Raw genomic sequence first — 22,766 nt, forward strand, 5'->3', positions numbered from 1 at the left:
CTAATAATTAATCTACAAATGTTTTTCTTAAAAACCAAGTGTTTTTACAAATGAATCAAATACATCCTTGTAATTGACTCTTTTATTTATCACTATTTTTGATTAATCACGTGTTTTTACATCATACAATTCAATTTCAAAAATCAAATTTGAATTGGCAGGAATAATATTGCCCATTTTACGCTCACCATAAGCCAAATGTGCCGGCACGATGAGTTTACGTTTACCACCCACTTTCATGCCCATAATACCTTGGTCCCAACCTTTAATGACACGGCCTGTCCCAATCACGGTTTCAAAGTAATTTCCACGGTCTAAAGATGAGTCAAACTTCGTTCCATCTTCTAACCAGCCCGTATAATGCGTGGTGATTAAAGCACCTTTAACCGCTTCTTTACCTTCACCGACAACCAAATCAATAATTTCTAATTCTGCGCTCATGTTTTCGCTCCAACCTATTCAATCAATAAATCTAGTTAAACTGTATGCTTATTGCAATTGCGTCCACTCAATAATGGCTTGAGCATGGTCACCAATTAAAGTCCACTCACCATCCATCACATTCAACTGAAGTTGCATGGTACGCTCACACAGGGCTTGAACCGCTTCAGTACTTGCAGTCGACAACTGCCAGATTTCTACATTGTTCAATGTCTTCAACTTACTGTTGCGCTTATACCATTCATCGACCGCTGTGCCATAAGTGACAATCGCCACTTGCTTACAACGTGCACTGGCTTTTTTCACTTTATCTTCGTCTGGGCTGCCCACTTCAATCCATTTCACCAACTGACCCGTGAGGTCTTTTTCCCACAGCGCAGGTTCATTGGTTTCAAATAAATCTTTGGTAAACTCTAAAGCTTCATCCGCAAAACGTGCAAATGCCAACAAACGCACCATCAAACGCTCAATGGTTTCTGAAGGATGCAATGCCAAAGTCAGTTGATAGTCCCCATATTGGTGAACATCCATATTGGCAATATTCAAATCTGCCTTATAAATTGTAGCTTTAAGCGCCATACATACCATCCTCAAATTTGCCGACTAGCATATAAGATTTCGGCTTTTTTTGCTTAAAACAATTTAAGTCATTGCTCAATGCGGCATGCAAAAAGTGCGCTTTCAAAATCCATCCAATCTCTTTCATTTTGAACAATCAATTCAACTCGGTTATCAATACCTTCCTCGACATCTTGATAGTTAAATTGTTCTGGATTGAAATTAAATGCCTTCCATCCCTGATTGGTATGGAAAATTCCTTTAATCCGTCGCCAATCTTGCTGTTCACAAAGTAAATCTAATAAATCGTAAAAGTTGAAAACCCAACGCTTCGGCATTTTCCAACCAGCAACACTATAACCTTGTGCCGTTTCTACATAGTGATACGGCAGCTGTTTAATCTCGGGAAAATCTTGTTGAGTCGCTTTCAACTGTTGCTGAATGTTCAGTAAAGGCTGCTTGAATCGTTTTGTTCCGATGTACTCAAAATCGATTTGTGCAAGCTCAACCTTACCCTGCTCTGCCATCAGCCACTGCTGAGCATAAGGCTTATATTCGGTTTGCAGTTTTTCAAGAGCATCTTGATCTGCTTTTTGCATATGAGCTTGATGCGAAACCACCACAATCTGCGCCGCTTTTAATTGATCCTGATAAAGATTTTGTGCTGTCCATGCATGATCATGTAAACGTGAACCATCCAGCACTGTGATCGGCGCACGCATGTGCAGGGTCGAATGCCAATGTGGCTCGGTCAGTTGCTCTAGTAACTGTGCTGGATGTCCCAAGCCTGTGGGTTCAATAAACAGCCGATCAGGCTTTTGTTCTGAAAGCAAACGAGACAGTGCAATTTGCATCGGTAGTTGGCTGCTACAACATAAACAACCACCGAGTAATTCTTTCACCGCATAGCCTTCCGTTTGTGGCATGAGCTGTTGATCTACGCCAATTTGCCCAAACTCATTCATCAGTACCGCCCAAACTTCATGTTCCGGTTTCTGACCTAACAAATGCATGAGCAAAGTGGTTTTACCTGCACCAAGAAAGCCCGAAATAATATGCGTAGGAACCGCCTGCGGCATCGACATCAGTTTCAAAATTTTATACCTAGCATGGAATATGATAAAAACAGCACAATAAAATAAGCCTTTATCTTAATTTAAATCACCAACTTTCTCATCTCAAATCCATGGCATCGAACACTCAGCATTCAGTTGGCTGACATTTCATTCATTTATACCCCTATTGGACAAACTTCCTTACATTTTACTCAGTACTGAAATTAGGGTTTCGCACTTAATTCGCATGCTTTGTACAGTTTATGTGAGTTTTCAAACATCCATATTGATCATTAATTCTTCATTTCCTCTCAATCTATTCACAAAAAACTTCTACTTGTTACTTAAAGCTTACTATTTTTTCATTATCTGTAGTTTTAGGTAATGTGCACTTTTCACATTGTTGCTTCGATTGAACCGCAGATATTCAGGCGATAGCATGAAGCTCAGTTCAAATTGATGTGATGATCAGTCTGAACTATTTTTATCTATAAAATATAAGGATGCCAAAACCATGAAACTTTCTCACTTAATTATTGCAACATCTTTAACAGCTGCGAGCTTTGCAACTTTTGCTGCACCTCAACAAGCGCCAGCTCAAGAAGACAAAGTTGTAGTATCAACCCAAGAAACAGCTGAAACTACAGACTTAAGTGCAAATGCACCTGCTTCGGAAGCATCAGCAGAACAACCGAATCAAGAAAAAGCTGCTAAATAATTGAAATGTTGAGAGATCCAGTGGCTTTACTCTCCTGCTGGATCGCAACAACTTTTTAGCGTCACTTGAAACCAAGATATATCCTGTCTTGGTTTCTTTTTATTTATGCATATGGGCTTTAGAAATTCGAGATCAACAGGTGCAGAAAACCAAATTTGCGTAGTTTTCCCATATGAGCTTCTATTCAAAACATCAACGTCAGACATAAAAAAAGATCCCCTATGTAGGAGATCTTTTTTTAAAACTTAACTATGCGATGTTTTTTTATAAATACTGCACGAAGGATGATGGTTCTCTTGTAAGCGCGCGACCTTACGTTGTTCTGCTGCTTCAAAACGGCAACGCTTCCAGTCATTGTCCAAATTCAATGCAGGAATTTGTTTTGGCTTACCATTTTCATCTACCGCGACCATGGTAAAGTAACAACTATTGGTATGGCGTACTGTACGCTTTTGAATATTTTGTGCTTCAACACGAATACCAATTTCCATCGAAGTACGACCGACATGGTTCACGCTTGCCAAGAAAGTCACTAACTCGCCCACATGAATCGGCTCTTTAAAATTAACTTTATCAACCGATAAGGTCACCACATAACTTCCTGAAAAACGACTCGCACACGCATATGCCACTTGGTCTAACAGTTTCAAAATGGTGCCACCATGCACATTTCCTGAAAAATTCGCCATATCAGGTGTCATTAAGACCGACATAGTGAGTTCAGACTGGTCATCCGCAGCCGCAGCAATTTGATCTAATGGGGACATCGCGTTCTCTAATTGGTAAGATAATAGGATATGTGACATTTATTATATCGGTTTTGAACGCTGAATTTGGTAACAAAAACATCATTATTATTTATAGTGATTTGACTATCATTCAAAAAAATATATATAAAGAACACTAAGCTTTTGAATCTATAGGCCTTCTTTAAATTTTAATTTATTCAAAAACATTGTCGCTGTGATATTTTTACAGCATATGAATGGCATTGAGCCTGATTGACTGTATTTCGAGTGATAGAAACACATGTTAGTCCAGTCCATTCAGGCTTTTATTTTGAAATCACACATGATCAATTCGTTCGCGCTTGAATACTTTGAATATTCAATTTCTGCTTATAATTTTTCTGCGTAAAAACTTTTTGAATCTGTCCTAACTGCGCAACGGTTGCATCGACCCCAGCTTGCATGGTCAACTCACGTCCGCTGACATCGAAAATATGTACTTTCTCACGCAAGTCTGGCTGAATCACAATATCTGCATTTTTCAGCTCAATTTGCGCAAGGTTCTTTTGCATAATATTGATATTTTGGTTAAACAGCCCCCAAACATTTGAAGTTTCGGTATACATCGGCTGTGCCAAGATATCGACCGCGATAATAATATCTGCCCCTAACTTGCGTGCCACATCAACAGGTACGGGGCTGACTAAACCACCATCTACATATTCATCAGCACCAATCTTGGTTGGAATAAACATACTCGGGATCGATACCGATGCTCGAACTGCTTGACCAGTATTGCCATAGTTAAAGACGACTTTTTTACCTTCTTTTAACTGCGTGGCCACCACATACATCGGGATAGGTAAGCGCTGTAGTGGAACATCGCTTACTTGCTCATTGACATAGTCTTCAACTTTTTGACCATCAAAGAAACCTTTCATGTCCAAACGGATATCGCGCACATCATTGGCTTTCATATTCAGCGCAATATCACGAATTTGATTGGCATTTTTACCGCTAGCATACAGTGAACCGACGATACTACCGGCACTGGTTCCCACGATAAAGTCGGGACGAATCCCCGACTGCTCTAAAACTTGAATTGCGCCAATATGTGCATAACCACGTGCACCACCACTCCCCAATACCAAAGCAATGATTGGGCGGTTTTGTTCTTTTTTGAGCTGTTTAAAGTTAATCTGGTTGAGTCGCTCTTGGGGTTCCCCTGAGTCAGTTTCAGCTAAAAATGCCTGACTTGGCGTTTCTTGAGCAACTTTGGGCATGCTTTGACAGCCTGCTAAAGCGAGCAATGTAAACGACATAAGGCTAAGTTTAATGTTCAACATGATTCACCGAAGTTGAGATAGAGCGAAGTTTTCCAGCAGCATAGTGTATGAAAATCAGCAGTCCATGTACTGTTGCTTTTCGTAAAAGCGTCATATTCCCCCATTATAATCTGTTTCAATTTGTCAGCATAATTCAACATGTGCACTCAGCATATCACTCAAATTTTTCTGCACTTTTTAAAATTGGGCTGCATGTCTTTTGGTGGGCCTGCTGCTCATTTGGTGTTTTTTCACCGTCATTTTGTACAGCAACTTCGATGGTTGAGTGATGTTGAATACGCCCAGTTGGTTGCTCTCGCACAATTACTTCCAGGGCCAACCAGCAGCCAAGTGGGTATTGCCATTGGTTATCAACTCCAAGGCTACCGCGGTGCGTGCGCGGCTTGGCTCGGTTTTACTTTGCCGTCTATGCTCCTCATGGCATGTTTCGCGGTATTGGGTCAGCAGTATTTCAATCAACTCAGCGCGATGACACTACATAGCATTCAGTTGATCGTTTTTGCTGTGGTGATCTGGGCCTTTTGGCAAATGTTGACAAGTTTCTGCAAAACCATTTGGCAATATATGCTGATGTTACTTAGCACCTTGTTTCTTTACTTTGTACCATGGTCATTCAGCCAAGTTATCGTCATCTTAGTGGCTGCTCTCGTCGGTATTTATTTTGCAGCAGATTCGACATCAAAGCTTCAAGACAGCAGCTTAAAATCAAAAGTCCAAGCAAAGCAGGCTTATCTTTGGCTGATTGCATTTGTTTTGCCTTTTGTAGTTTTTATGGTGTGGCATTCATCTTCTTCACTCTTCTCACAGAGCCTGTTTAGTTTTTACCAAGCCGCATCTTTAGTTTTTGGTGGTGGACATATTATTTTGCCACTTTTACATCAGGACTTTGTTGCCAACCATATTTTATCTGCCGAACAATTTGACTTAGGTTATGCGCTGGCTCAACTCATGCCCGGCCCCTTATTTAGTTTCGCCAGTTACTTAGGTGCTTTACTGCCTTTAACGCCATTTGTTTGGCTGAATGTAGTTCTAGCCACTTTAGCAATCTTTCTGCCCTCATTCTTTTTAATATTTGCCACCTTGCCCTATTGGTCTTGGCTTATGCAGCAAGCTGCGATCCGAAAAGTCGTGATTGGGATCAATGCGGCAGTGGTCAGTTTACTGCTGTGTTTAGTGATACAAATGGGACAAAGTTATTTCAAGCATTGGACTGACTTAGTTTTTGTAATCGCTGTTATTTTACTACTTCGAACCAAACTCCCGATTTGGCTAAGCCTGATTTTAAGTTTTGCACTGTATCAGCTGTTGTTTTACTTTAGCGGCTAAATAGCCATAAAAAAGCCCCTATCAATGTAGAGGCTTTTTTAATGTGCTAAAAGATTACCAAATGTCTGATTTCACTTTGTCTTTAAATTTAGGATGGTTATCCAATTTAAACACTGGCTCTTTCACACCTTGTTTCAGCTGTGCCAAATAGTCTTTTAACAGCATCAATAAGAATGGTGTTAACAGCAAAATAGCAAACAAGTTAATGGTGGCCATAATGCCCATGAACAAATCGGCAGTGTTCCAAATGAGAGGCACACTCATCACTGAACCGAGATACACCATAATCAAAACAAAGATACGGAAGACGAACATCACCTTGGCATTGTTATTGATAAATTGCACATTCCCTTCAGCATAAGCATAGTTACCAATGACTGATGAAAAGGCAAACATGAATAAAATCGTTGCAAGGAAGTCATCACCCCAAGAACCAATTTGGCTCTCTAAAGCCATTTGGGTGAGCGCTACGCCTTCAAAGCCCGCATCATGATAAAGTCCTGATGCCAAAATAATAATCGCTGTACATGAACACACCACGAAGGTATCCACAAATACACCGAGCATTTGTACCAAACCTTGGTTTACAGGGTGCTTTACATCCGATGCAGCTGCCGCATTCGGTGCCGACCCCATCCCTGCTTCATTAGAGAATAAACCACGTTTAATCCCCATCATCATTGCCATAGAAACCATCGCACCAAAGAAACCGCCCGCAGCAGCTTCAAACTCAAAAGCTTTAGAGAAAATGAGTTGGAAGATATCAGGTAAAATAGCGTAATTGATTACGGCGATATATAAAGCAACAGCCAAATACAACAAGGCCATCAATGGCACAAAACTTTCTGCGACTTTGGCAATACGTTTGATTCCGCCAAAGATAATCATCGCGGTCAGCAAGACTAAAGCTAGTCCAACCCAAGACACCACAATATGAATGCCGCCGAGTTCAAATGCTAAATTGGCTTTATCCCATCCCCATGCATGTGCTGTCGCACCTGTAATTGCATTGGCTTGTACTGCATTAAACACGAAACCATAGGTTGAAATGAGGGCAACGGCAAAGACTACCCCCAACCATTTTTGTTTCAGGCCTTGGGTAATATAGTAGGCAGGTCCACCACGGAACTGTTTATTTTCTTGGTCACGCACCTTGAACAACTGTGCAAGAGATGACTCAACAAAAGCCGAACTCATGCCTAAAAATGCAGTGACCCACATCCAAAATACTGCACCCGGTCCACCAATCGCAATTGCGATCGCAACGCCCGCAACATTACCTACCCCTACACGACTTGCAAGCCCAGTGACAAAAGCCTGAAAAGGTGTAATGCCATGATCATCATCACATTCCTTACGGCTTGATTTCATGACCTTGATGCTGTGCAAAAATAAGCGAACCTGTACTGCACCCGTAATTAGCGTGTAAAACACACCGACCGCAACAAGGAAAATCACCAAAAAGTCCCACAGAGGTCCATTCAGTGTATTCACCCACCCGAGTAATGTTTCATTTAATTGATCATTCATCTCGATATCCTAATTATTGTGAGAGACCTGAAAGCAAAAAAGCCCTAGTTTCCTAGGGCAAATTGCATTTCTAATTAGTTAAAATATTGCAAAATAGACTGAATGACAGCCACGTTAATCAAGTCTACAAAGAATGCGCCACATAAAGGCACAATCAAGAATGCCTTGTGCGAAGGACCATACATGTTGGTAATCGCCTGCATGTTTGCAACCGCAGTCGGGGTTGCACCCATACCAAATCCACAGTGACCCGCAGATAACACCGCAGCATCGTAGTTTTTACCCATCACACGGAATGTCACAAATGCAGCATATAAGCCCATCGTAATCGTTTGTGCACCTAAAATCACCACAAGCGGACCAGCAAGGTCAGCCAATTGCCATAATTTCAATGAAAGCAAAGCCATCGCAAGGTACAACGACAATGATGCATTACCAAATACATCAATCGCACGGTCAAAGATTTGAACTTTGAAAATACCTTCCAACACATTACGTAAAATCACACCACCTGCAAGCGCCCAAACAAAAGTCGGTAACTCAAGCATTGTGCCTTTCATATGGCCGGTCATAAAGTCAGCAAAAGCCAAACAGCCTGCAAACAAACCTAATGTGGTAATCGCATTATCCGCAGTGATTAAACGCACACGATGTGGATATTCAAACGGTACATATTCTGTTGAATTAATATCAGTCAGTGGCGTGTTATCACTCTTTTCAATTTGTTCATTGGTACGTGGCGTCGCCAATTGATAGCGGTTAATGAGTAACTTCGCTAAAGGGCCACCAATCAAACCACCAATAATCAAACCAAATGTCGCACTCGCCATACCCAAAGCTAATGCACCTTGGATACCATGTTTAACTTCTAAAATTTCACCCCAAGCACCCGCAGTACCATGACCACCAGTTAAGGTAATTGAACCTGCAATCAAACCAATAAGTGGGTCAATACCCAATAAAGTTGCAAGGCTAATGCCGACAAAGTTTTGCACCACAATAAATGATGCGACAGCCATCAAGAAAATAACCAGACCAATTCCGCCTTCGCGCAATTTGGCAAAGTTTGCACTTAAACCAATTGAGGCGAAGAAAATCAGCATAAAACTTGTTTGCAATTCGCTACTGGTCGTGATGCTATAGCCCCAAAGACTATGCACAACCAAGGAGATAATCGCTGCAACTAAACCACCTGCGACAGGCTCAGGAATGTTGTAGCGTTTCAAGAAACCAATTTTATTTACCAAGAAGCGGCCAAGTAACAAAACGATGACAGCAGCAATCAAGGTATAAAAAGCGTTAAAAGTAAATTCCATGACAATTGTCCATAAAGCGGATGCTTAGATTTTGTTATCTGGCTAATAAGCCACCGAATCCATTGATACTTCAAGAGATATTTCGTAAATCTGAGACAAACTCAGTCTTGCGTATGGAAATTCAGGCAACGGGTAAATTGGTAACAAACTAAGCGATCTGATGCATAACATGTTCAGTTCTACACGATGAGTAAACTGAAATAACGTAATGCCCAATAATGTTTGGACACAGATACGGTTTTTTGAAAAAAATCACAAAACCGCCCCATATTGGCTCAAAAACAACCAATAAAAGTACAATATGGGCGAAAGACCGACATTATGCAGATTTTTTATAGATAATCTTTATTTTTTTACAATAATTTCCAACTATTTCACTTATTCTTTTCTGACCTAATACTTAAGTCTATATTCAGAATGTATTTAGTCTGTATAAATTTGTCGACTAAAACAAAACAGGAGCCTAAAGCTCCTGTTTTTAAAACCGCAACTATTTCATCACATGATTAGAAGCTGTATTTCGCCATTAAGCCAACACGGTTGTCTTTGTAGCTATCCCCAGCAAAGGTATCACGTTTACCATTGATATATTCAACACCTAAGTCCAAAGGCTTAACTGGTGAATAGATGAAGTTAATCCATGCTTGGTAAACTTCTTCATTTGCAGCTGTGTTTAAACGCGCGTAATCAGTACCATCATCCGCAAAGAGTGCGCCATACGCTAAAGTCGAACGTAATTTTTCGTTGAATTTATACGTACCACCGACTTGTACACCGAATGCTTCATTTTGCTCGATCTTGCCATTCGCATTATCTACATAAAATGCAGTGTTGCTTCCGTATAAGTAGTTGCTATTACCCTGTACATAAGACACATCAGCACTGAGTTTTAACGGATCAATCACTTGATAATTTACACCAGCAGCAATACCCCAACCAGTTTTGTCATCACCAGCTGTTTCAGATTTGTATTGTTCTACCAAACCACGAACAGATGCATTTGCTTTACCATCTGCAAAACCTTGCGTTAATTTCGCAGTTAATACTGGTAAGCTATATTTCACATCTGAACTAACAGTCTCACTCGTAGTTACACCGTTAGTCGTGGTAACTTTAAGTTGGTTTGCTGAACTATTTCCTTCTTCCGCAGCAATGAATAATTTCGTTGCAGGTGCCAAATTAAAGCCATAACGCACTTGTGGAATACGAGTTGTACCGCCACCCACGTTAGTGCCGAAGTCAATCATTTCTGGTGCGTGGTTTGACAGGAAGTTAGAAGTGGTTTGACCAAACAACCAATTGTTATAAGTCAAATATGCATGACGAATACGCAGTGCTTCATTCGTTCCAGCAAAGTCTACTTCTACTTTACCGCCAAGTTTGTTGTCGCCAGCCACATTGGTATTGAAATCTAAACCTAAGCGTGTGGTTTTCGCTGTTGCACGAAGTTTGTCTTTAGTTTGGCCATTTGAGCTTGAAACTTTGTTGAAGTCGTCATCCGCACCTTCAATAATGTAGTTTGCATCGCCACGAACAAAACCATATAGGTTAATGTCTGCGCCAGACTTAGATTTGAACGAAGATAGTGAAGATTCAGCTTTTACAGGAGCTGGCTGTGCTTTCACTTGTTGAATCTGAACTGCTTGTTGTTGTTGAACTTGTTGCTGTTGTTGCATTAATGCTTTTAGCTCTGCAACTTCGGCACGCAACTGAGCGAGTTCTTGTTGTTCTTTGGTTGCAGCATGAGTTGTTGTCATCATCAGAGCAGCCACACTAAGTGCTAGGCTTTGAGCGATAAATGGCTTTTTATTGAGGGCTAAACGCATACACAAACTTCCTTTATTACATTGTTAATTGTGAATCAAAAATTCCATTTCAGTAAAATTTTTTGCACAAAAGACCACTCCGTTTTGGTCTTTTCATATGCAAAGTAATCTTATAAAGATGAAAAATCGCACATTTCGATGTTTTAAGATATGACCTTTTATTACTCTTGCCACTAAAGTCTAATGCCAGCAATTTTGAACGATAATTGATGTTATTCGCGATTGGCTTTGAAGCATCAAATTACAATTTAGACAGACTTTTGCAATAATTAAGTAACAATTCTTCATATTTTCTTAAATATAGACTGAGTTTTATTTGAGATCTATATTTTTTTCTTATAACTAAAGTCTTAGTCTAATAGATAGCCATCTATGCCCAATGATGGGTCAAAATCACACCTTTGCACCAAAAAACCCTAACTATTCAGACTATTATTGAGCATGATGAATAAAATATCCGCAAGCATGAATACACGGTTAGGGCAAAAAGATGTGCTCATAGGAAAAAAGCGTGACGAAATGCTTGAGTAGGTCTGTTATGTTCAATTTGAATGATTTCAACATCCAAAAAAATCCGCACTATACCAAGAAGCTTTTGCATATTATCCAGAAAAATGAATTTCGCCTTTTATTGAGCGCCACCGTGAAAATGGTTGGGGCTTATATGGCTTGCTTAATATTCAAAAAGGTGAAAAGCGAAAATCGCACAGCAGCAACCACGTAATGACCAATTTTTTGATGCACCTGTCGGACTATTCTTCGCAGTCAATCAAGCCTTAGGCATCGGCGCGAAAATGGATATTGCCATGATGAGAAATGTCATGACTTCAGTCAAAGTACAAGGCTTAGACACTTGCCCACAAGCCGCATGGAATCATCTTCATGCTCTCGTGCTGAATATACTCGATGCTGCACAATTTGAAGAATTGGTCTGCGGCATGGCACTGGGTTATGCGGATCCTGAGCAGATCGTCAATCGCTTTATAACATCTGGCGTACCAGTTGAAGATTTTGCAGTATTCTTAAACAATGAGTGAGATTTAAAGCATTCATTTAAATAACAAAAGAGACTAAAATAAGTCTCTTTTTTTATATAGTCACAACTTCAATTTTTAGGCTTGTTCGTGCTCAAGCTTAAACACATAATACAAAGCCAAAGCCACAAAAATAGCCATGACAATGGCCATATTCAAAAGTGCCGACCAGAGTAGAAAATTAATAATCACACCACAAAGTAGACCACAACCAAATTGCATACTGCCCATAATCGCACTGGCCGTTCCTGCCCGTGCACCCTGCTCAGACATTGCAATCGCCATGGCATTTGGCCCTGTAAAACCAATTGCTGCGACAGCGAGAAACATCCCTGCACATACGATATATAAGGGCGCATGCGTCATGCTACCCGCTACCAACAGCAGCCCCACACCAGCTAACTGCAAAAAACTGCCTAATTTTAAGCGCTGAAAAACACTTAACTTTTGTGCCAGACGTTTATTTAAAGTCGAGAACAGCATAATCCCAACTGCATTGGCACCAAAGGCATAGGCAAAAACTTGCTGACTTAAGCCGTAACCATCCATCAGAATGGCAGCAGAAGCACTGATATAGCAAAAGAGTACAGCCCCAGCAAAGCATCCAACAAACATCGGACGTCTAAAGCTCGAATCTTGCAGAATCGCCCCGTAGAGGTTTAAAACTTGATTAAAGTTCAACTTTAAACGACGGTTCGGGTCTAAAGTTTCTTCAAAGAAGAAGTGTACGCAGCACAGGCTTCCCAAACCAACGACCATCAAAAAGGCAAAAATACTATGCCAACTGCTGAAACTCAGCACCAACGCACCTAAACTCGGTGCAATAATCGGCGCGATGGTGGTCACGATCATCATACTGGCAAATGCTTGGGCTGAGGCTTGCATATCTAAACGGTCACGAATCGCAGCACGGGCAATCACCACGCCCACACAACCGCCTAAGGCTTGTAAAACCCGAGCGGCAATGAGACTCCACTCACTGTTTGCAAACACACACAGTAAACTGGCAATAATGTAGAGACTTAGGCCAAAATACAGCGGTTTTTTGCGCCCAATACGGTCACTTACCGGCCCATAAATCAGTTGTCCAATAGCCAAGCCTAAGAAGTACGCAGGTAAGCTGTTGGCCACCATTTGTGTGCTTACCCCAAAGTCATTCGCCATTTGTGGCAAAGCGGGCAAATACATATCAATAGACAGTGGACCGAGTGCAGTCAGTGAAGCAAGTAAGAGAATCCAAGCGTTGGAATAGACCGCTTTTTCCTGTGTAGTCGACATAGGATTAATTTATGTTTTGGAAGGAGAGTTTGCAGACAAGTTTACACGCTCCATAGTATGATTTATAGCAGAGCAGGTGAAATTTCACATATTCTCATATTTGAAAATTGTCCAACCCTAAGCGACAAACAAAGGTGCCCTTTGAAAGCATGGCTGACCAGTCTAAAACAGGCTACTTATAATACAACCTTCATGTATAACCTCCGCATGGTCATTACTTTTGCAGGGACTGCTTTTGTTCCATATCTCATGGGTTTTCAACTGGCAACTATTCCGCTGACACTCGGCGCAGTTGCTGCGGGTTTAAGTGATATTGATGACCGCTTTTCCGTGCGAATCATGAATTTAATTTTTACCTATATTGGCTTTTTCATTACTGCAACGTCGATTTACTTTTTATTTCCGCATCCAATTTTATTCGCACTGGGTCTAATCGTTTCGTGTATTGGTCTGATTTTACTGGGCTCACTGGGACGTCGTTATGCCACGATTTCCTATGGTTGCTTAGTGGTTTCCGTTTACTCCATGCTCGGTGTCGGACTTTTTGACAACTGGTATACACAACCGTCTCTGCTGGTGATTGGGGCAATTTGGTATAGCGTTATTTCAACCATCAGTTTTCTGCTCTTTCCCGTTCGTCAAGTACAAGACAATCTATCGAAGTGTTATTCCTCACTCGCCGATTTTCTGTTTGCCAAATCCAACCTGTTTGATGTTGATATGACAGCTAACAGCTATCAACAGAGCATGATTGAACTGTCGTTGGAAAATGGTAAATTAATTGCAATTTTCAACGACATGAAAACCGCCCTACTCACTCGTTTAAAAGGTGACCGTGGACAACGAGATACACGTCGCAGTCTGCAATATTATTTTGTGGCGCAAGATATTCATGAACGTGCAGATTCAGCACATATTGACTATCAAAAACTGGCGAAAATTTTTCAACACAGCGATATCTTATTCCGCTTTCAACGAATTTTATCTATTCAAGCCAAAGCCTGTAAGGACTTAAGCAGCAGCATTTTAAACCGTCAAACCTATACCCATAATAAACGCTTTAAACATGCTTTTGAAAATCTCCGTTTATCATTAGAAAAGCTCAGAGATGAACAACAATACGACCAAATTTGGGTCAATGCTCTGTTTTCACTGTATCAAAACTTAAAATCGATTGATGCACAGCTACGTAACTTAGAAACTGAACGCAATATTAAACTCGAGAAAACAAAACATATCGAAAGCCAGCTCAAAGATGATGACCTGAAAGGCTGGGATGACATTAAGGTTCGGATTAAACAACATCTCACCCCAGAGTCGGTGTTATTTCGACACGCGATTCGTCTGTCTATCGTGCTATTAGTTGGATATATCTTTGTTCAAGTTACTAACATTGAATATGGGTACTGGATTCTACTGACAGCGCTATTTGTCAGTCAGCCCAATTTCAACGCAACCAAACGTCGTTTACGTTTACGTATCGTAGGGACGTTGGTCGGAATCATTTTAGGGTATGCCGTATTGTACTTTGTACCTTCGATTGAAGGACAACTTCTCGTTTTGGTCATCAGCGGGGTACTTTTCTTTGAGCTTCGCAGTAAACAATACGCTCAAGCCACCGCTTTCATCACTATTTTGGCGCTGATTAATTTCAACTTAGATGGTATGGGATACGAAGCTGCCCTTCCGCGCATGATGGATACCTTAATTGGCTGTGGACTGGCATGGTTAGGCGTAAGTTTTATTTTCCCTGACTGGAAGTTCCGTCGCCTACCCCGCACAATTTATCGTTCGCTTTCCGCTCAATGTGATTATTTGGCAGAGGTGATTGAACAGTATAAGTCTGGACGCAACAATGGCCTGAATTATCGTGTAGTCCGTCGTGCGGCACACAATACTGATGCCGAAGTTGCTTCACTCATTTCAACTTTAGCCACCGAGCCCGACTTTGACCCAACGCAAAAGAGCTTGGCGTTTGAGTTCTTGTGTCTCAATCATACCTTTATTAGTTATATTGCGGCGCTGGGTGCACATCGTGAAAAAATTGAAGACCCACAAATTTTAGAATTGATGGATCGTGCTTTTGACAATATCCAAGGTGCACTCCTGCGGGATGAAATGCCTGATTTAACTGCCCAGAATATGCTACAGACCATTCGTCAGCGTTTAAGCCAAAATAATGAGGAAGATCAGAAGGCATTGATTATTTTACAACAGCTTTCCTTGATGTTTAGCATCTTGAATCAGTTCAGTCGTTTGAAGCAAAGTTTAAGCCACGAACGGGATCATGAGGCCACAGAACTGGCTTCATTATAATTTGGGTGATTTTGGAACAATATACTCACTGAAATGCTCTAAATGATGCTAAACTTTTTGCAGTTTTAAATCTGTTACTTTCACTATGACCGCGAAAAATTTATACGCTTATACTTTACAGCCTGTGACCTATGAAATCACTGAAGCTGAACAACGCGATGCTCAATTAAAAATTTGGCGTAGCACAAACAAAATTAGCATGAAAGCTTGGATCATCATGGCTATCGTTACAGCCCTTTCGATTCTTGGCCTAATTTTACTCAAGAATTATTCAACCATCTTTTGTTGGGTCGCAATCGCCTGCGTCGTGGTTTACCTTTTAGTCCGTAAATTCGGTTTAGAATGGTATGTGAAGCGAAAAATGAATGAGTTTCCAGTTCAGGAAATTAAAGGCATTCGTTTAGGTGTACAACCTCACGGTCTGATTATGCGCCAGCAAATGGGCATGCAAGAAGGTGTCGGTGCAATCGGTTGGAAAGATATCTACGAATGGTACAACACACCTGAGTTTTTGTTGATTAAATTCAAAGTGAAAGGCCAAGAAGGTGCATACATTCTGCCAAAACGCATGGATAGCAAAAACTTCTCGTTTAATACGATTCGTAAACATTTAAAAGAAACAGTTGGTGAACCGCAGCCACTTTAAATCCTGCTTTCTCCTCTGTAAAAAACCTCCAACTTTTGGAGGTTTTTTTATATCCCAAACCCTCGAATATAAATGATAATGAGAATAAATATTAATTTCTAAATCCATATTATCTTCTCAATCTTCAGGTATAATTTGCGCACAACAAATCGCTCACCATTAAGTATCGCCATGTTTAAAAAAACATTTTTCCAAGTGCATTGGTTTTTGGGAATCACTGCGGGTCTTATCCTGTCGCTTATGGGCGTCACAGGGGCCATCTATTCTTATGAACAACAAATCTTAAAATGGATGAACCCAGATAGCTATACCGTTCAAGCAACACAAAACAATAAATTAACCCCTGCTGAGCTGTATCTACATTTCCAAAAACAAAATCCTGCCATCAAAATCAATAGTATTACGATTGCTCAAGAACCAACCACTTCAAGTACAGTCAATATCGAGAAAGAAGGCGCACGTCGTGGTTATAACATGATGGTGAACCCATATACTGCTGCAGTCTTACCTGAAGTTAAAGGCCGTGAGTTTTTTAACTTTATTCAACAGCTGCACCGTAATTTAACTGTTGGTCCTGTCGGTAAACAAATTACTGGCGCTTGTACCCTCATGCTTATTTTCTTTGTATTGAGTGGCCTGTACTTACGTTGGCCCAAACGTCATTCCATCAAACAATGGTTTTTTATTAAACCTAAATTGAAAGGACGCAACTTCATTTGGGATTTGCATGCTGTTGTTGGTACTTGGGTGGTGATCTTTTATCTGATCTTGGCCTGTACAGGACTGTACTGGTCTTATGATTGGTGGCGCGATGGCATGTTTAAAGTCCTCGGCGTTGAACGCCCACAAGCACAAATGCAAGAAGGACCCCGTCCAAATACTGGTGCAGCTCAAGGCCCACGTGGCGAACAGGCTGGTGCTCGTGGTGGAGAATCACGTGAGCAAGGTCGTGGCGGGCCACAAGGTGAGCACGCTGCACGTGGCGAACGTGGGCAAGGCGAACAACATGGCGAGCGTAAAGGCTTATCTCCTGAACAAGTGCAAATTGCTTTAACCCAAACATGGACAGGATTTAACGCACAAGTTGGTCGAGACTATTCAACCCTGACCCTAAATATTCCGAAAAAGCCTGACGGTACACTTGAGCTTTCATTTGTAGATGCAATTCCACAGCATGAGCGGGCGAGAAACTCAGCGGTCTTCAATTATCAAACTTCACAAATTGAAAAAATGGAGTTGTATGAGCAGAAGAAGCTGAATGAAAAAATCATGAGCAGTATGCTTCCTGTGCACCGTGGTAGCTTCTTTGGCCCAATTTATCAATTCTTTGCCATGTTTGCATCACTGATGATGCCACTGTTCTTTGTAACGGGTTGGATGCTGTATCTCAAACGCCGTAAGCAAAAGAAACTCACCCAGCAAGCCCGTGGTGGAGCGTTGAATGTTCCAGTTGATCCACATGCGAAACCATGGCTCATTGCCTATGCAACTCAAACGGGTGTTTCTGAACAAATTGCTTGGCGTACTGCAACCAGCTTACAAGAAGCAAGACAACCTGTAAGCGTTAAAGCTGTGCAACACTTAACACAGGATGACTTAAAAGCTGCTGAGCAAGTGCTTTTTGTTGCAAGTACTTATGGCACGGGTGAAGCACCTGACTTAGCCAGTAGTTTTGAAAAGAAATTTTTAAATACAACTTTGGATTTGTCACACCTTCACTATGCCGTTTTGGCTTTAGGCTCTCAAGAATATCCTGATTCCTATTGTAGTTTTGGACATCGCATTGATAGTTGGTTAAAAGCCAATGGCGCACATGCTTTGTTTGCAACCATTGAAGTCAACAACGCAGATAACAATGATATTCAACGTTGGAACAGTGCTCTTGCCTCTGCAACCAAACTTGAGCTTCAAGCCATGAACATTGACAAAACCTTTGATCAATGGAATTTGGCACAACGTGAAGTACTCAATCCAAATAGTGTCGGAGCACATGCTTATAATATTGAGCTCAAAACCAACTTCGATGCAACATGGCAAGCGGGTGATATTGCTGAAGTTCAACCAGGTAACAGCACAGCACGTATCCAAGCCTTTATGCAAAAGCATCACATTGCAGCACAGAGCATCGTTGAGTCTTTAGCCATTTCCATTGAGCAAGCGCTTTGGGATAAAAACCTCAACACAGAGATTGAGCCTTTTGCCAATTTGGAACATTTACTGGAACAGTTGAGCCCTTTACCTACACGTGAATACTCAATTGCAAGTGTACCGACTCAACAAGTGTTACGTTTAGTCGTGCGCCAACAGCAAGATTCAGCAGGTGAACTGGGCTTAGGTTCTGGTTGGTTAACCCAACATGCCGAGCTTCAGCAACCTATCGCACTACGTATTCGTACTAATGAATCATTCCATTTGATCAATGACAACCGTCCTATCATTTGTATTGGGAACGGTACAGGTATCGCTGGTTTAATGAGTCTACTCCATGCACGTACCCGCCTAGACTATACGCAAAACTGGTTGATCTTTGGTGAGCGTCAACGTGAACATGATTTCTTCTATCAAAGTACGATTGAAGCGTGGCAAACCACAGGCATGCTACAACGCTTAGATTTAGCGTTCTCGCGAGATCAGGCAGAGAAAGTCTATGTACACCATAAACTGCGTGAACAAGCCACTGAGCTTAAAACATGGGTTGAAAATGGTGCCGTAATTTATGTCTGCGGTAGCATTAATGGTATGGCGAGCGATGTCGATGCTGCCCTAATTGAAATCTTAGGCGAAGAAAAATTAGATCAACTCCGTCAAGAAGGTCGTTATCGTCGCGATGTTTACTAAACACTAAGTCTAAATGAAAAAACCGAGCCACAGCGCTCGGTTTTTTCATGCGTAAATTTGCTAGAATCATGCAAACGATAACCCACAAGCCTATATGCAAAAATCAAAAAGAGTCATTAGTTTTATTATCGGGTCATTACTGTTCGCAGACGGCTTGTATTTTGTTTTACAACTACGCTTTAATTTTGGCACCCTCTTGCCCTTATTGATTGGACTAGGTCTAATCATTTATGCACTGGCTTATCCTAAACTTATCGCCTATATTCAAACCACTACAATCAGACAATCAATATGGCGTTGGGCTTGGGCGATTTTCTTTGTTTGGGTTTTTAGCTTAGTCATTTTCTTCGTCTTTTTAGGGTTTTCAAATCAACAAAATACCCCTCATATCGCTGCACCCGCTATTGTAGTTCTTGGGAGTGGTCTGAAGCATGGCAAACCGAGTCCAACATTGGCCAGCCGTTTAGATCAAGCGGCAAGCTATGCCAAACACCATCCCAACAGTATTATGGTCGTCAGTGGCGGCCTCTCCTTTCAGCAAAAAAATAGTGAAGCTGAAGCAATGCGACAATATCTGATTGATGTACACCATATCCCAGCACAGCGTATTTATACCGAAGATCAAAGCACCAGTACTGAGTTAAATCTGATCAATAGTAAAAAGATTTTAGCCAAGCAGCATATTTCTCTCCAGCAACCGATTGCTATTGTGACCAGTGATTTTCATATCCCCCGTAGTCGTGCTATAGCCATACGTCAGGGTTATCAAATGCCTATCATGATCAGCGCTCAGACACCTCTTGCCACTCGCTATAATGCATGGTTACGTGAGTATTTTGCATATTGGAGTGGTTGGTTACTCAATGAATACTAAAATGGGATCATCTTGAATTAATGGAGGCGAATTGTCCGTGGTGATGGTAATTGTAATTGTTTAAATAATTCAGGCTTCTGCATTGAAAATTGATATAAATAGTTTTTGATATCTAATAATAATTTTTCTGGAGCAACCAAGACATTCTGCCCTTCTGGGCTTAAATTCATCGAGACCGTGGTTTTTTCTGCACGTAAGAATGGAATCACTTTTTCGACTAAATCGCTAAGACCAATACTCTGGATTTCGTAGCCTGCCCAATTATCTTTCACTAAAAGCTGTGCTAAACCTTTACTCTGCCACATCGCAAATGAACGTTGACCGGTTGGCGTAGCACATAAAGCCCAGCCATCTTGGTATAAGGCAATAACATGGCCTTGATGCACGATAGTTTCGATAAAAAGACGATAAATTTCAAGAGGATCGTAAGCAATATTTTGATTTTTAGACGCAGCTTTGCGTTGATATGGGTTTCTCATAAATCTGTCATATTTTAAAATTATTATTGCACAGAAGTGTATGAAAACAGCTTGAGATAAGCAAGGTTTTTACGATAAGGGAATATGGTGGGCGCTGACGGGATCGAACCGCCGACATTCTGCTTGTAAGGCAGACGCTCTACCAACTGAGCTAAGCGCCCTTGAGAAATAAGAATAGCGTCGCTATTTTTATGATGCAAGAAAGAAATCTTGCTTGATTCCATTTACTAGCACAAGGGATCTAGAAAATGGCGCAGCGGACGGGGCTCGAACCCGCGACCCCCGGCGTGACAGGCCGGTATTCTAACCAACTGAACTACCGCTGCAACGGTAATTGCGAATGCAATTAGGGTCATTAAGCTTTACAGCTTGAATATGGTGGGCGCTGACGGGATCGAACCGCCGACATTCTGCTTGTAAGGCAGACGCTCTACCAACTGAGCTAAGCGCCCTGATTTAAGATTGTCAGTCTTAGTTTTCAAATTTAAGCTCAGGGACTTAAATTTATATTTTATATGGCGCAGCGGACGGGGCTCGAACCCGCGACCCCCGGCGTGACAGGCCGGTATTCTAACCAACTGAACTACCGCTGCGTCGTAAAATATGGTGGGCGCTGACGGGATCGAACCGCCGACATTCTGCTTGTAAGGCAGACGCTCTACCAACTGAGCTAAGCGCCCTGATTAAGATTGTCAGTCTTAGTTTTTAAACTTAAGCTCAGGAACTTAAATTTAATCGATTCTTTGAATGGCGCAGCGGACGGGGCTCGAACCCGCGACCCCCGGCGTGACAGGCCGGTATTCTAACCAACTGAACTACCGCTGCATCGCAAAAAATCTGGTGGGCGCTGACGGGATCGAACCGCCGACATTCTGCTTGTAAGGCAGACGCTCTACCAACTGAGCTAAGCGCCCTCATTAAGGATTCTGTATAAATGGCGCAGCGGACGGGGCTCGAACCCGCGACCCCCGGCGTGACAGGCCGGTATTCTAACCAACTGAACTACCGCTGCACTTACACAAAGTCACTAATGTGGTACAAACAATATTAAAAATCTTAAGTGGCGCAGCGGACGGGGCTCGAACCCGCGACCCCCGGCGTGACAGGCCGGTATTCTAACCAACTGAACTACCGCTGCACGTAAGATCTTTAACGTAAAGGCTTGGTGGGCGCTGACGGGATCGAACCGCCGACATTCTGCTTGTAAGGCAGACGCTCTACCAACTGAGCTAAGCGCCCTTAACGTCTTTATCGTTTGTGAGGTGCATTATAGAGAATCTTTACAGGCTGTCAAACGCTTTTCGGCTTGTTTTCGCTTTTTTGCAATCGAGTGATTAAAAAATAGGTCAAATGGTATAAAAACAAGTATTTTCTGTATGTTATTTAACATATTTGCGAAAATTAAAATGATTATTCGCTAAATTTCTTTTCCCAAAAATACACATTTTCTATGATTAATCCCCTTCTTCTACTAAATATTCATATTTTAAATTACAGCGTTGAATACTCAATAAAATAGGCTTGCACATTTTTTAACATCTATTTTTAGAGTTCAAGTTTATGTTCGGAAATATAAACCAGCGCATTGCAATCAATTAGTTCAAATAACTCTATGACATCCGTATTACGCATACGAATACAGCCATGCGACATCGGCATCCCCATTAGTTCACTATCTGGTGTTCCATGAATATAGATATAACGTTGATAGGTATCGCAGCCTTCCCCGCGATTGAAGCCCTCTTCTAAACCACTCAGCCATAAAATCCGAGACAAAATCCAGTCACGTTCAGGAAACTGCTTGGCTAAATCGGTGTCGTATACTTCACCTGTAGGCTTTCGAGCAATAAAAACGGCATTTTGCGGTTGCTCAGCACCATGCTTCTCAGCAACCAGATGCCAACCTCGCGGCGTTTTACCACTATTTTCAGTTTCGCCAATACCATTTTTCCCTGACGAGATCAGATAAAATTTATTCTTTTTAGGCAGCGTTAGAGTCTGTTCAGCCAGATCAATCAAGACGTCTGCATCAGCAATTACATAAGACATCAATTGTCCTCTATTTGTTTTTTATCTATTACAGTATTTGGTTCTGGACGTAACCATAACCATATTGCGACAAGCAGCATGGTGGTATTGGTAAATAATTTCACTAAAAATGGTGCATTGGTAAGTAGCATGATCAGTCCACTGATCAACATCATGATACTGGCAAACCACTTCGCTTTACGTGGTACAGTGCCATTGGCACGCCATGCTCTTAACGTTGCACCATATTTAGGATGGTTAAGTAACCAAGCATCCATTTGTGGCCAACCTTTAGATGCAGCCCAAGCGGCCAAGATCAGAAAAACAGTGGTTGGCATACCCGGCAACAGTGCACCGATAAAGCCTAGGATGACAAAGATCACCACTAAACAACGCCAAAACAACGTTTTCATACCACTTTCCTGAACA

18 protein-coding genes, 10 tRNA genes and 1 pseudogene are annotated in these 22,766 nt (G+C 41.5%); 7 read left to right on the top strand and 22 right to left on the bottom strand.

Features of this window, described 5'->3' with window-relative positions; translation table 11 throughout:
- Positions 1-102: 102 nt before the first annotated feature.
- From JZ787_RS02310 to JZ787_RS02320, 3 genes are all read right to left on the bottom strand, one after another.
- Positions 103-441 carry an FKBP-type peptidyl-prolyl cis-trans isomerase gene (locus JZ787_RS02310; protein WP_183174069.1) on the bottom strand — a complete coding sequence of 113 codons (339 nt, stop codon included), beginning with the start codon at positions 439-441 and terminating at the stop codon, positions 103-105.
- Between the two features lie 48 nt (positions 442-489).
- The gene (locus tag JZ787_RS02315; protein ID WP_004981095.1) at positions 490-1,020 is read right to left on the bottom strand and encodes a YaeQ family protein; all 531 of its coding nucleotides are present in this window, start codon (positions 1,018-1,020) and stop codon (positions 490-492) included.
- A gap of 68 nt (positions 1,021-1,088) precedes the next feature.
- The gene (locus tag JZ787_RS02320; protein ID WP_346311535.1) at positions 1,089-2,093 is read right to left on the bottom strand and encodes a GTP-binding protein; all 1,005 of its coding nucleotides are present in this window, start codon (positions 2,091-2,093) and stop codon (positions 1,089-1,091) included.
- A 475-nt stretch (positions 2,094-2,568) separates the two neighbouring features.
- Between JZ787_RS02320 and JZ787_RS02325 the strand changes: the two genes are divergently transcribed.
- Positions 2,569-2,772: a hypothetical protein gene (locus tag JZ787_RS02325; protein WP_004694446.1), complete on the top strand. Its 204-nt coding sequence runs from the start codon at positions 2,569-2,571 to the stop codon at positions 2,770-2,772.
- Between the two features lie 245 nt (positions 2,773-3,017).
- Here JZ787_RS02325 and JZ787_RS02330 read toward each other — a convergent pair whose 3' ends face one another.
- Positions 3,018-3,539, bottom strand: a complete 522-nt coding sequence (locus tag JZ787_RS02330) for an acyl-CoA thioesterase (RefSeq protein ID WP_058869179.1) — start codon at positions 3,537-3,539, stop codon at positions 3,018-3,020.
- 308 nt (positions 3,540-3,847) lie between these two features.
- Positions 3,848-4,846 (bottom strand): patatin-like phospholipase family protein, encoded by a 999-nt coding sequence (locus tag JZ787_RS02335; RefSeq protein WP_346311536.1) that lies wholly within the window; start codon positions 4,844-4,846, stop codon positions 3,848-3,850.
- Between the two features lie 138 nt (positions 4,847-4,984).
- Here JZ787_RS02335 and chrA point away from each other — a divergent pair, with 138 nt between their 5' ends.
- Entirely contained in the window at positions 4,985-6,172 is a 1,188-nt protein-coding gene (gene chrA / locus JZ787_RS02340; protein WP_346311537.1) for a chromate efflux transporter, read from the top strand.
- Between the two features lie 54 nt (positions 6,173-6,226).
- Here the strand turns inward: chrA and JZ787_RS02345 are convergent, their stop codons facing one another.
- The 3 genes from JZ787_RS02345 to JZ787_RS02355 form a co-directional block, all read right to left on the bottom strand.
- Positions 6,227-7,702 carry an alanine/glycine:cation symporter family protein gene (locus JZ787_RS02345; RefSeq protein WP_218288060.1) on the bottom strand — a complete coding sequence of 492 codons (1,476 nt, stop codon included), beginning with the start codon at positions 7,700-7,702 and terminating at the stop codon, positions 6,227-6,229.
- A gap of 74 nt (positions 7,703-7,776) precedes the next feature.
- Positions 7,777-9,018 carry a sodium/glutamate symporter gene (gene gltS / locus JZ787_RS02350; protein WP_058869175.1) on the bottom strand — a complete coding sequence of 414 codons (1,242 nt, stop codon included), beginning with the start codon at positions 9,016-9,018 and terminating at the stop codon, positions 7,777-7,779.
- Between the two features lie 506 nt (positions 9,019-9,524).
- Complete coding sequence (locus JZ787_RS02355; RefSeq protein WP_168158356.1) at positions 9,525-10,844, bottom strand: DcaP family trimeric outer membrane transporter; 1,320 nt, start codon at positions 10,842-10,844, stop codon at positions 9,525-9,527.
- Between the two features lie 372 nt (positions 10,845-11,216).
- On the opposite strand from JZ787_RS02355, the pseudogene JZ787_RS02360 reads away from it, so the two are divergent.
- A pseudogene (locus JZ787_RS02360) lies at positions 11,217-11,881 on the top strand (nitroreductase family protein).
- Positions 11,882-11,956: 75 nt separating this feature from the next.
- Here JZ787_RS02360 and JZ787_RS02365 read toward each other — a convergent pair.
- Positions 11,957-13,156, bottom strand: a complete 1,200-nt coding sequence (locus tag JZ787_RS02365) for a multidrug effflux MFS transporter (protein WP_346311538.1) — start codon at positions 13,154-13,156, stop codon at positions 11,957-11,959.
- A gap of 141 nt (positions 13,157-13,297) precedes the next feature.
- On the opposite strand from JZ787_RS02365, the gene yccS reads away from it, so the two are divergent.
- The 4 genes from yccS to JZ787_RS02385 all read left to right on the top strand — a co-directional run bounded on the left by yccS (position 13,298) and on the right by JZ787_RS02385 (position 19,830).
- On the top strand, positions 13,298-15,472 hold the full coding sequence (yccS, locus tag JZ787_RS02370) for a YccS family putative transporter (RefSeq protein ID WP_346311539.1): 2,175 nt from the start codon (positions 13,298-13,300) through the stop codon (positions 15,470-15,472).
- A gap of 85 nt (positions 15,473-15,557) precedes the next feature.
- Positions 15,558-16,118 (top strand): hypothetical protein, encoded by a 561-nt coding sequence (locus JZ787_RS02375; protein WP_346311540.1) that lies wholly within the window; start codon positions 15,558-15,560, stop codon positions 16,116-16,118.
- 171 nt (positions 16,119-16,289) lie between these two features.
- Positions 16,290-18,956, top strand: coding sequence for a sulfite reductase flavoprotein subunit alpha (locus JZ787_RS02380; RefSeq protein ID WP_346311541.1), 2,667 nt, complete (start codon positions 16,290-16,292; stop codon positions 18,954-18,956).
- A 94-nt stretch (positions 18,957-19,050) separates the two neighbouring features.
- On the top strand, positions 19,051-19,830 hold the full coding sequence (locus JZ787_RS02385; RefSeq protein WP_148826483.1) for a YdcF family protein: 780 nt from the start codon (positions 19,051-19,053) through the stop codon (positions 19,828-19,830).
- A 17-nt stretch (positions 19,831-19,847) separates the two neighbouring features.
- Here the strand turns inward: JZ787_RS02385 and JZ787_RS02390 are convergent, their stop codons facing one another.
- From JZ787_RS02390 to JZ787_RS02450, 13 genes are all read right to left on the bottom strand, one after another.
- Complete coding sequence (locus JZ787_RS02390) at positions 19,848-20,309, bottom strand: DUF2750 domain-containing protein (protein WP_004981136.1); 462 nt, start codon at positions 20,307-20,309, stop codon at positions 19,848-19,850.
- 85 nt (positions 20,310-20,394) lie between these two features.
- Positions 20,395-20,470, bottom strand: a tRNA-Val gene (locus JZ787_RS02395).
- Between the two features lie 88 nt (positions 20,471-20,558).
- A tRNA-Asp gene (locus JZ787_RS02400) sits at positions 20,559-20,635 on the bottom strand.
- A gap of 50 nt (positions 20,636-20,685) precedes the next feature.
- Positions 20,686-20,761: transfer RNA gene (locus JZ787_RS02405), tRNA-Val, on the bottom strand.
- Positions 20,762-20,825: 64 nt separating this feature from the next.
- A tRNA-Asp gene (locus tag JZ787_RS02410) sits at positions 20,826-20,902 on the bottom strand.
- Between the two features lie 11 nt (positions 20,903-20,913).
- Positions 20,914-20,989 (bottom strand) — tRNA-Val (locus tag JZ787_RS02415).
- Positions 20,990-21,057: 68 nt separating this feature from the next.
- Positions 21,058-21,134, bottom strand: a tRNA-Asp gene (locus JZ787_RS02420).
- A gap of 13 nt (positions 21,135-21,147) precedes the next feature.
- Positions 21,148-21,223: transfer RNA gene (locus tag JZ787_RS02425), tRNA-Val, on the bottom strand.
- 21 nt (positions 21,224-21,244) lie between these two features.
- Positions 21,245-21,321, bottom strand: a tRNA-Asp gene (locus tag JZ787_RS02430).
- Positions 21,322-21,370: 49 nt separating this feature from the next.
- A tRNA-Asp gene (locus tag JZ787_RS02435) sits at positions 21,371-21,447 on the bottom strand.
- A 25-nt stretch (positions 21,448-21,472) separates the two neighbouring features.
- Positions 21,473-21,548 (bottom strand) — tRNA-Val (locus JZ787_RS02440).
- Positions 21,549-21,854: 306 nt separating this feature from the next.
- Complete coding sequence (gene elsL, locus JZ787_RS02445) at positions 21,855-22,358, bottom strand: cell wall-recycling L,D-carboxypeptidase ElsL (RefSeq protein WP_346311542.1); 504 nt, start codon at positions 22,356-22,358, stop codon at positions 21,855-21,857.
- Complete coding sequence (locus tag JZ787_RS02450) at positions 22,358-22,750, bottom strand: YbaN family protein (RefSeq protein ID WP_148826485.1); 393 nt, start codon at positions 22,748-22,750, stop codon at positions 22,358-22,360. Before JZ787_RS02450 ends, elsL begins: the two co-directional genes overlap by 1 nt.
- Between the last annotated feature and the right edge of the window lie 16 nt (positions 22,751-22,766).

Origin of the sequence: Acinetobacter sp. BWR-L5, assembly GCF_039655985.1 — a bacterium.
Classification (GTDB): domain Bacteria; phylum Pseudomonadota; class Gammaproteobacteria; order Pseudomonadales; family Moraxellaceae; genus Acinetobacter; species Acinetobacter johnsonii.

Bases quoted from the DNA above. Each gene is read 5' to 3' on its own strand.
- JZ787_RS02375 (WP_346311540.1), top strand. From the start codon at position 15,558: ATGACCGCGAAAAATTTATACGCTTATACTTTACAGCCTGTGACCTAT.
- JZ787_RS02390 (WP_004981136.1), bottom strand. From the start codon at position 20,309: ATGAGAAACCCATATCAACGCAAAGCTGCGTCTAAAAATCAAAATATT.
- chrA (WP_346311537.1), top strand. From the start codon at position 4,985: ATGTGCACTCAGCATATCACTCAAATTTTTCTGCACTTTTTAAAATTG.
- elsL (WP_346311542.1), bottom strand. From the start codon at position 22,358: ATGTCTTATGTAATTGCTGATGCAGACGTCTTGATTGATCTGGCTGAA.
- JZ787_RS02335 (WP_346311536.1), bottom strand. From the start codon at position 4,846: ATGTTGAACATTAAACTTAGCCTTATGTCGTTTACATTGCTCGCTTTA.
- JZ787_RS02355 (WP_168158356.1), bottom strand. From the start codon at position 10,844: ATGCGTTTAGCCCTCAATAAAAAGCCATTTATCGCTCAAAGCCTAGCA.
- JZ787_RS02450 (WP_148826485.1), bottom strand. From the start codon at position 22,750: ATGAAAACGTTGTTTTGGCGTTGTTTAGTGGTGATCTTTGTCATCCTA.
- JZ787_RS02325 (WP_004694446.1), top strand. From the start codon at position 2,569: ATGAAACTTTCTCACTTAATTATTGCAACATCTTTAACAGCTGCGAGC.
- JZ787_RS02310 (WP_183174069.1), bottom strand. From the start codon at position 441: ATGAGCGCAGAATTAGAAATTATTGATTTGGTTGTCGGTGAAGGTAAA.
- JZ787_RS02365 (WP_346311538.1), bottom strand. From the start codon at position 13,156: ATGTCGACTACACAGGAAAAAGCGGTCTATTCCAACGCTTGGATTCTC.
- JZ787_RS02345 (WP_218288060.1), bottom strand. From the start codon at position 7,702: ATGAATGATCAATTAAATGAAACATTACTCGGGTGGGTGAATACACTG.
- JZ787_RS02330 (WP_058869179.1), bottom strand. From the start codon at position 3,539: ATGTCCCCATTAGATCAAATTGCTGCGGCTGCGGATGACCAGTCTGAA.
- gltS (WP_058869175.1), bottom strand. From the start codon at position 9,018: ATGGAATTTACTTTTAACGCTTTTTATACCTTGATTGCTGCTGTCATC.
- JZ787_RS02380 (WP_346311541.1), top strand. From the start codon at position 16,290: ATGTTTAAAAAAACATTTTTCCAAGTGCATTGGTTTTTGGGAATCACT.
- JZ787_RS02385 (WP_148826483.1), top strand. From the start codon at position 19,051: ATGCAAAAATCAAAAAGAGTCATTAGTTTTATTATCGGGTCATTACTG.
- JZ787_RS02315 (WP_004981095.1), bottom strand. From the start codon at position 1,020: ATGGCGCTTAAAGCTACAATTTATAAGGCAGATTTGAATATTGCCAAT.